The organism is Pseudomonas sp. IPO3774, assembly GCF_013386835.1.
In the GTDB taxonomy this organism is placed as follows: Bacteria; Pseudomonadota; Gammaproteobacteria; order Pseudomonadales; family Pseudomonadaceae; genus Aquipseudomonas.
Genome location: NZ_JACAQY010000034.1, coordinates 235,988 through 242,356, shown reverse-complemented (window position 1 = coordinate 242,356; position 6,369 = coordinate 235,988). Strand labels below are relative to the sequence as shown.

Genomic DNA, 6,369 nt, shown 5'->3' with positions numbered 1-6,369 from the left:
GCAAGCCCGCTACCACATTTGGTTCACGGTTTTGTCAGCTAGCCTTTCACTGTTTTAGGTGCCTTGCCTTCCTTCATCTGTTGCAGCAGCGGCGCACACTGGTTCGGCTCATCGCCGCTCGGTGCCACCAGCGCCAGCAAACCCGCCGCCGGGCCGGCAATCACACCCAAGGCAACCATGCCCGCACCACGCAGCATCAGCGGCACCGCCTTCACGCCAGCATTCGGTTTGATAAACGGCCCGTTGACGTACAACGGCGAGCGCAGGGAAAACAGGCGGAAGCCTTTGGACTCCGGAGTAATGGTCAGGTCAAGCTGCTCGCTGGCCATGTTCGCGGCGCCATCGATGTAGATGATCGCGTTCTCGGTATCGAACACAAACAGGCGAGTCGTCGCCAGGCCCGACTTGATGCCGAAGTCTGCGGCCGCACAGTTGATCTTCACTTCCTTGTCGCCAAACAGGCGGCCGACCACGTAGTTGCCGACGTTGAGCCCGGCGATTTCCATCAGTCCGCGGCTGATGGCGCCGTCGTTGATCAACATTTTCAGATCGCCATTCGACGTGCCAAGCAATGCCGCGACGGAGTTGCCGCGTCCGGAAATGTCCGCGTCGCCGTTGAGCTCACCGAAGCTGGTTTTCATCGGCTCGAAGGTCGGGAACAACTGCTTGAGCTTGAAGTTGCGCGCGGTGAGTCTGGCCTGGCCTTCCATCGGCGTGGTGCGCCCGTTGAGACGAATCTGCGCGTCGAGCTTGCCACCGGCCACGCCGAAACGCAGGGGCTCCAGGCTCAACTGCCCGTCGTTCAGCACCAGGTGAGTGTAGAGATCGGTGAACGGCAATTCAGCACTGTGGACGATGCGTTTGCCGGTGAATTCGACGTCGGCATCCATGTCGCGCCAGCGCTCGGTGCGGAACTCTTCCACCGGCAGCACCCTGGTCGCCGGCTGCTTGCTTTCGCCGCCACGGGCTTTTTGCTTGGCGTTGGAGTCGGCACCGATCAGCGGCGCCAGGTCGGTCATCAACAGCTGATTGGAGACCAGCGCCCCGGTGAGCTTGGGCCGCGGCTGGCTGGCGACGTAGCCGAGGTTGCCGTGGATGTCGCTGTTGCCGATCTTGCCGTTGAAGTTTTCATACTGGAACGACGCGCCACTGGCCTCATGCAACTTGGCGATCAGGTGGCCGTCGGTGGAATAGGCCGGCGAATCCGGCAAGGTCACGCCGGTCAGCGGGTACAGGTTGCCCAGGCTGCTGCCGGAGAGTTTGAGGCGCAGGTCGAGGGCGCCGAGGTTCATCGGGTCGGTCAGGGTGCCGGCCAGCGCGATGCTGGTGTCGCCGATCCTGGCCTGGGCTTGCAGCGGGAACGGCTTGGCCGCGTCCTGCAAGGCCAGCAGGCCACCGATCTTGCCGGTGCCATCGAGTTTCTGGCCGTGGTATTGGCCCTTGACCTTGAGGCCGAACGCGTAATCCTGCGGCGCCGAGCCTTTTTCCAGGGCTTTCCTGGCGTCGGCATCGCCGACAATCTCGCCGAAGGGGATCGGCTTGCCGAGCAGGTCGATCACGACGTCGAGCTGGGTCTTGAGAGTCTGGTCGTCGAGGGTCACATGGCCTTTGTCGAAGCCGATGGCGCCGATGTCCACCACCCAGTTGGACGGTTCGGCATTCGGGTCCTTGGGGTCGAACTTGAAGGTCCAGTTGGCGCGGCCATCGGCCAGGCGCTGCAACTGCGCACTCGGTTCGGTGAGGTCGATACGCGGGATCACCACGCGCTGGGCCAGCAACGCCAGGGGCGAGATACGCAACTCCACGCGCTTGAGGGTGACCATCTGCGGGGCTTTCGACCAGTCGGGATTGCCCAGGGTCAGGTCTTCGGCAATCACATGGGGCCACGGAGTCCAGGCGCGCCAGCCGCCTTCATCGGGCTCGCGCTGCCACACCACGGCCAGGTTGCCATTGATGGCAAACGGTCGATGCAGTTCTTCGGAGACCTTGGCGTTGAGGGGCGGCTTGATCCGGTTCCAGTCAAAGAACACCAGGACCAACACCACAATGGCGATTAACAAAACGAAGCTGGCGCAGCTCCAGGCGAGAATTTTACGAGTGCGCGTCATTGCACAGGACTCCAGGTTACGACTGAGCGGGCGCTTTGCGGCGCGCGTTTTGACTACAGCTTATATGGCTACGACTGACAAACGGCGCGGGGGTTTAACCCCATTGATGAATTCCTCATAAAAACCGCCTTTCCTGACCAACCAGACAGTTTCAATCATCAACGACGCACCGTTGTTACCCACGTTCGTGTCGAAAATACCCACCTCGGTGCAAAAGCGCGGGCTTGAGACCTGCGAGATAGAGCCTTCGCAGGGAACAATCAATTCTGTTGATTATTACCATTGTGTTTATGAACTTTTATATCGACTTATCAAGAGTAGCATTAGCCCTGTACCCAATTTATCGCCCTCCCAAGGAGCAACCCATCATGAAACGCCAAATACTCGCAAGCTTTGCACTTTCCCTCCTGGCCACCAGCGCATTTGCCCTGCCAGCTGCTGAACAGGCAACCCCACAAGTGAAAGCCGACGCTTCCCACTTCAGCCAAACCCTGGCTCGCAGCGGCGCTTCGGACAAGAACAACACCGACTACAACGGCAGCATCACTGAAAACGGTTCGGAACAAGCCAACAAACGTGCTTACACCGAAGGCGTTGCTGAAGGTGGCCGTGACCGTCTGGAACAGAAAGGCCTGGTTGAAGGTGGCGCTGATCGCCTGATGGAACGCAACGCTGTTGCCGAAGGTGGCCGTGATCGCCTGGAACAGAAAGGCCTGGTTGAAGATGGTTCGAGCCGCGCCAACAAACGCGCTTATGCTGACGGCGTAGTGGAAGGCGGTGCTGACCGTCTGGCAGAACTGCATCAAGCACAGAGCTAAGCCCGTGCTGGCCCTGGAAAAAAGCCCGATCAGCCGATCGGGCTTTGACTTTGTGTGAACCGCAACGCCCTTCTCCCTTTTGAAGTTCGACGCTGGCAAAGCTGATTTGCTAGAGTGCGTCGCTGTCCTTGTCCACAAAGCCCGCCTGCCAATGCTGCCCCGCGCCGAACAGAAGCAACAGACCCGACTCGCCCTGATGGACGCAGCCCGCCATCTGATGGAGTGTGGCCGTGGGTTCGGCAGCCTCAGCCTGCGTGAAGTGGCCAAGACCGCCGGCATCGTGCCCACCGGTTTCTACCGTCACTTTGCCGATATGGATCAGCTGGGCCTGGTATTGGTCAGCGAAGTCGGCCAGACCTTTCGCGCGACGATTCGCCTGGTACGCCACAACGAATTCGTGATGGGCGGCATCATTGATGCCTCGGTACGGATTTTCCTGGATGTGGTCGCCGCCAACCGTTCGCAATTCCTGTTCCTGGCCCGCGAGCAATACGGTGGCAGCCTCGCCGTTCGCCAAGCCATTGGTGCCCTGCGTGAGGACATCGCCAGCGACCTCGCCGCCGACCTGACCCTGATGCCCAAGCTCCAGCACCTGGATGCCGACGGCCTGCACGTGATGGCCGACCTGATCGTCAAGAGCGTGTTCGCCACCCTGCCCGACATTATCGACCCGCCCGCCGAAGCGCTGCCTGCGCACCTCACGCCACAAGCCAAGATCACCCAGCAGCTGCGTTTCATCTTTATCGGCCTCAAGCATTGGCAAGGCCTGGGCAGCACCGAATAACTCAGCGCACGGTGTGAAAACGCTTGGCGGTGGTGTAGTTCCGGTTCCAATAGCTGTTGGCCAGTGAGTCGATGCGCACGCTTTTGCCCGTGCGTGGCGAGTGGATGAACTTGCCCTCTCCTATATAGAGACCAACGTGGCTGACCTGGCCGCGCCCATTGCCCCTGAAAAACACCGCATCACCCGGTTGCAACGCATTGCGCTTGACCGTGGCCGCGGTTGAGCGGTGCATCGCCGAGGTGGTGCGAGGCAGATGAATGTTGGCTTCGGTCTTGAACAGGTACACCAGGAAGCTGCTGCAATCGAAGCCCTGCTTCACCGAAGCGCCGCCCAATTTATAGGGCGTGCCCAACAGCTCGTGGGCGCGGTCGATCACGTTGTCGATAGTAGGTGGCGGCGCGAATGCCGGGGCACGCTGAAGATTGGCCGAAGCAGATGAAATGGCGAGCGACAAACTGACAATGAGTAAACAGAAAAATGACTTGTACATGGTGGAAACCGCTGAAGATTAAATACGGAGCGGAATCCTAATGAAACAGCGCGTAACGCAACGCACGGCAAATCCTGCAAGTGCGTAGGAAAAGTCCCAAGCAATCAAAACTCATAAAAGATGAAAGAAATTTCATGCACCAAGCAATGGAATTCAACGCCGAGCGCCCGGATCCGGTGCTATAAATCCAACCACGCACCAAAATGAAACATTTTGGAATAATTTCCTGCGCCATCAGGTGGCACAAGTCGCCTGCCTACAGGGAATTCCTACTCCCCGCGTGGTTGGCAAGACCCTTGCTCTAGCTTGCTTATCGCTCATAGCTGGAAGCTTTCTGATGCTGGTGATCCACCGCCGAATCGCCCCCCAACCCGTCTGGGCCGCAGAGTTGCTGCTGAATTTCGAAGCCCGCAGTAAAAGCCGCCTGCGCTGTTTCAGTGCCGACGGAGAAGACGTCGGCCTGTTTCTGGAGCGCGGCCAACCGCCGCTGCACGATGGCGAATTCCTACAGGCTGAAGACGGACGTGTCGTACGCGTGTGCGCCCGGCCTGAACAACTGCTGCACGTCACTTGCGGCAATGCCTTTGAACTGACCCGCGCCGCCTATCACCTGGGCAACCGCCACGTGGCGCTGCAAGTGGGTGACGGTTGGCTGCGCCTGCTCGATGACTACGTGCTCAAGGCCATGCTCGATCAGTTGGGCGCGACGACCGAGACCATCGAGGCCCCCTTCCAGCCGGAACACGGCGCCTATGGCGGCGGCCACCACCACTCCCGCCATGGCGACGAAGACTTCAACTACCCGCCCAAGCTGCACCAGTTCGGCGTACGCCTATGAACCCAGCCTGGGCGCTGTTGCGTCTGGCCAGTCCGCAGCTGCCGATTGGTGGCTACAGCTATTCCCAGGGCCTGGAAATGGCCGTGGAGCAAGCCCGCGTGACCGACCCGGCAAGTGCCGGGCGCTGGATCAGCGATCAACTGTTGCTCAACCTGGCGCGCTTCGAAGCGCCGCTGCTGCTCGCCCACTGCCAGGCCGCCGCCGAACAGGACTGGCCACGCCTCGCGCAGTTGTGCGAGGAACACCGCGCCAGCCGTGAAACCCGCGAGCTTTATCAGGAAAGCCGGCAGATGGGCTATTCCCTGCACCAGCTATTGAACGGTTTACCGGAGCTGGATGACGCCGCCCGAGAGTTCCTGGCACAGCGTTCCGAACCGCACCTGGCGCTGGGCTGGGCCCTGGCCGCCCGCGCCTGGCAGATCAGCCCGGATGACGCCCTGGCCGCCTGGCTGTGGAGTTGGCTGGAAAACCAATTGGCGGTGCTGATGAAGACGCTGCCTCTGGGCCAACAAGCCGCCCAGCGCCTGACCAGCGAACTGCTGCCGCTGCTGCAACAAGCCCAGCAGGACGCCAGCCAGCTTGACCCCAATCACTACGGCAGCGCCGCGTTTGGCCTGTCCCTGGCGTGCATGGCCCATGAGCGCCAGTACAGCCGCCTGTTCCGTTCCTAGGGCACTTTATCTTGGAGAATCACATGAACACCCAACCCCTGCGCGTCGGCATCGGCGGCCCGGTCGGCTCCGGCAAGACCGCCCTGACCCTGGCCCTGTGCCTGGCCCTGCGTGATCGCTACAACCTGGCGGTGGTCACCAACGATATCTACACCCGCGAAGACGCCGACTTCCTGGTGCGCAACCAGGCCCTGGCGCCCGAGCGCATCATCGGTGTGGAAACCGGCGGCTGCCCCCACACCGCGATTCGCGAAGACGCCTCCATCAACCTCGAAGCAGTAGACCAACTCAACCGTCGCTTTCCCGGCCTGGACCTGATCCTGGTGGAATCCGGCGGCGACAACCTGTCGGCCACCTTCAGCCCGGAACTGTCGGACCTGACCATCTACGTGATCGATGTGTCGGCCGGCGACAAGCTGCCGCGCAAAGGCGGGCCGGGAATCTGCAAATCCGACCTGCTGGTGATCAACAAGATCGACCTGGCGCCGCTGGTAGGCGCATCCCTGGAACTGATGAACAGCGATACCCAGCGCATGCGCGGCGGTAAACCTTTCGTCTTCAGCAATCAGAAAACCGGCGTCGGCCTGGAAGAAATCGTCGCCTTCATCGAACGCCAGGGCTTGCTGACCGCAGCCTGATCAACCCCCACAAGGAGCCTGT

The 6,369-nt window shown here is 60.8% G+C and carries 7 protein-coding genes; 5 read left to right on the top strand and 2 right to left on the bottom strand.

What is annotated here, in order from left to right; genetic code table 11:
- Positions 1 to 38 precede the first annotated feature (38 nt).
- Positions 39 to 2,108 carry an AsmA family protein gene (locus HYE77_RS19220; protein WP_177069135.1) on the bottom strand — a complete coding sequence of 690 codons (2,070 nt, stop codon included), beginning with the start codon at positions 2,106 to 2,108 and terminating at the stop codon, positions 39 to 41.
- A 368-nt stretch (positions 2,109 to 2,476) separates the two neighbouring features.
- Between HYE77_RS19220 and HYE77_RS19215 the strand changes: the two genes are divergently transcribed.
- Positions 2,477 to 2,926 (top strand): hypothetical protein, encoded by a 450-nt coding sequence (locus HYE77_RS19215; protein ID WP_003217421.1) that lies wholly within the window; start codon positions 2,477 to 2,479, stop codon positions 2,924 to 2,926.
- A gap of 151 nt (positions 2,927 to 3,077) precedes the next feature.
- Positions 3,078 to 3,710, top strand: coding sequence for a TetR family transcriptional regulator (locus HYE77_RS19210; RefSeq protein WP_003217423.1), 633 nt, complete (start codon positions 3,078 to 3,080; stop codon positions 3,708 to 3,710).
- Between the two features lies 1 nt (position 3,711).
- Here HYE77_RS19210 and HYE77_RS19205 read toward each other — a convergent pair whose 3' ends face one another.
- Positions 3,712 to 4,200 carry a C40 family peptidase gene (locus HYE77_RS19205; RefSeq protein WP_003217425.1) on the bottom strand — a complete coding sequence of 163 codons (489 nt, stop codon included), beginning with the start codon at positions 4,198 to 4,200 and terminating at the stop codon, positions 3,712 to 3,714.
- 337 nt (positions 4,201 to 4,537) lie between these two features.
- On the opposite strand from HYE77_RS19205, the gene ureE reads away from it, so the two are divergent.
- Genes ureE through ureG form a run of 3 tightly spaced genes read left to right on the top strand, consistent with a single transcriptional unit; the run spans position 4,538 to position 6,347 of the window.
- Entirely contained in the window at positions 4,538 to 5,038 is a 501-nt protein-coding gene (ureE, locus tag HYE77_RS19200; protein ID WP_008439076.1) for an urease accessory protein UreE, read from the top strand.
- On the top strand, positions 5,035 to 5,709 hold the full coding sequence (locus tag HYE77_RS19195; protein ID WP_003217429.1) for an urease accessory protein UreF: 675 nt from the start codon (positions 5,035 to 5,037) through the stop codon (positions 5,707 to 5,709). The genes ureE and HYE77_RS19195 overlap by 4 nt, the downstream gene beginning before the upstream one ends.
- A gap of 23 nt (positions 5,710 to 5,732) precedes the next feature.
- Positions 5,733 to 6,347 carry an urease accessory protein UreG gene (gene ureG, locus HYE77_RS19190; RefSeq protein WP_003217431.1) on the top strand — a complete coding sequence of 205 codons (615 nt, stop codon included), beginning with the start codon at positions 5,733 to 5,735 and terminating at the stop codon, positions 6,345 to 6,347.
- Positions 6,348 to 6,369: the final 22 nt, after the last annotated feature.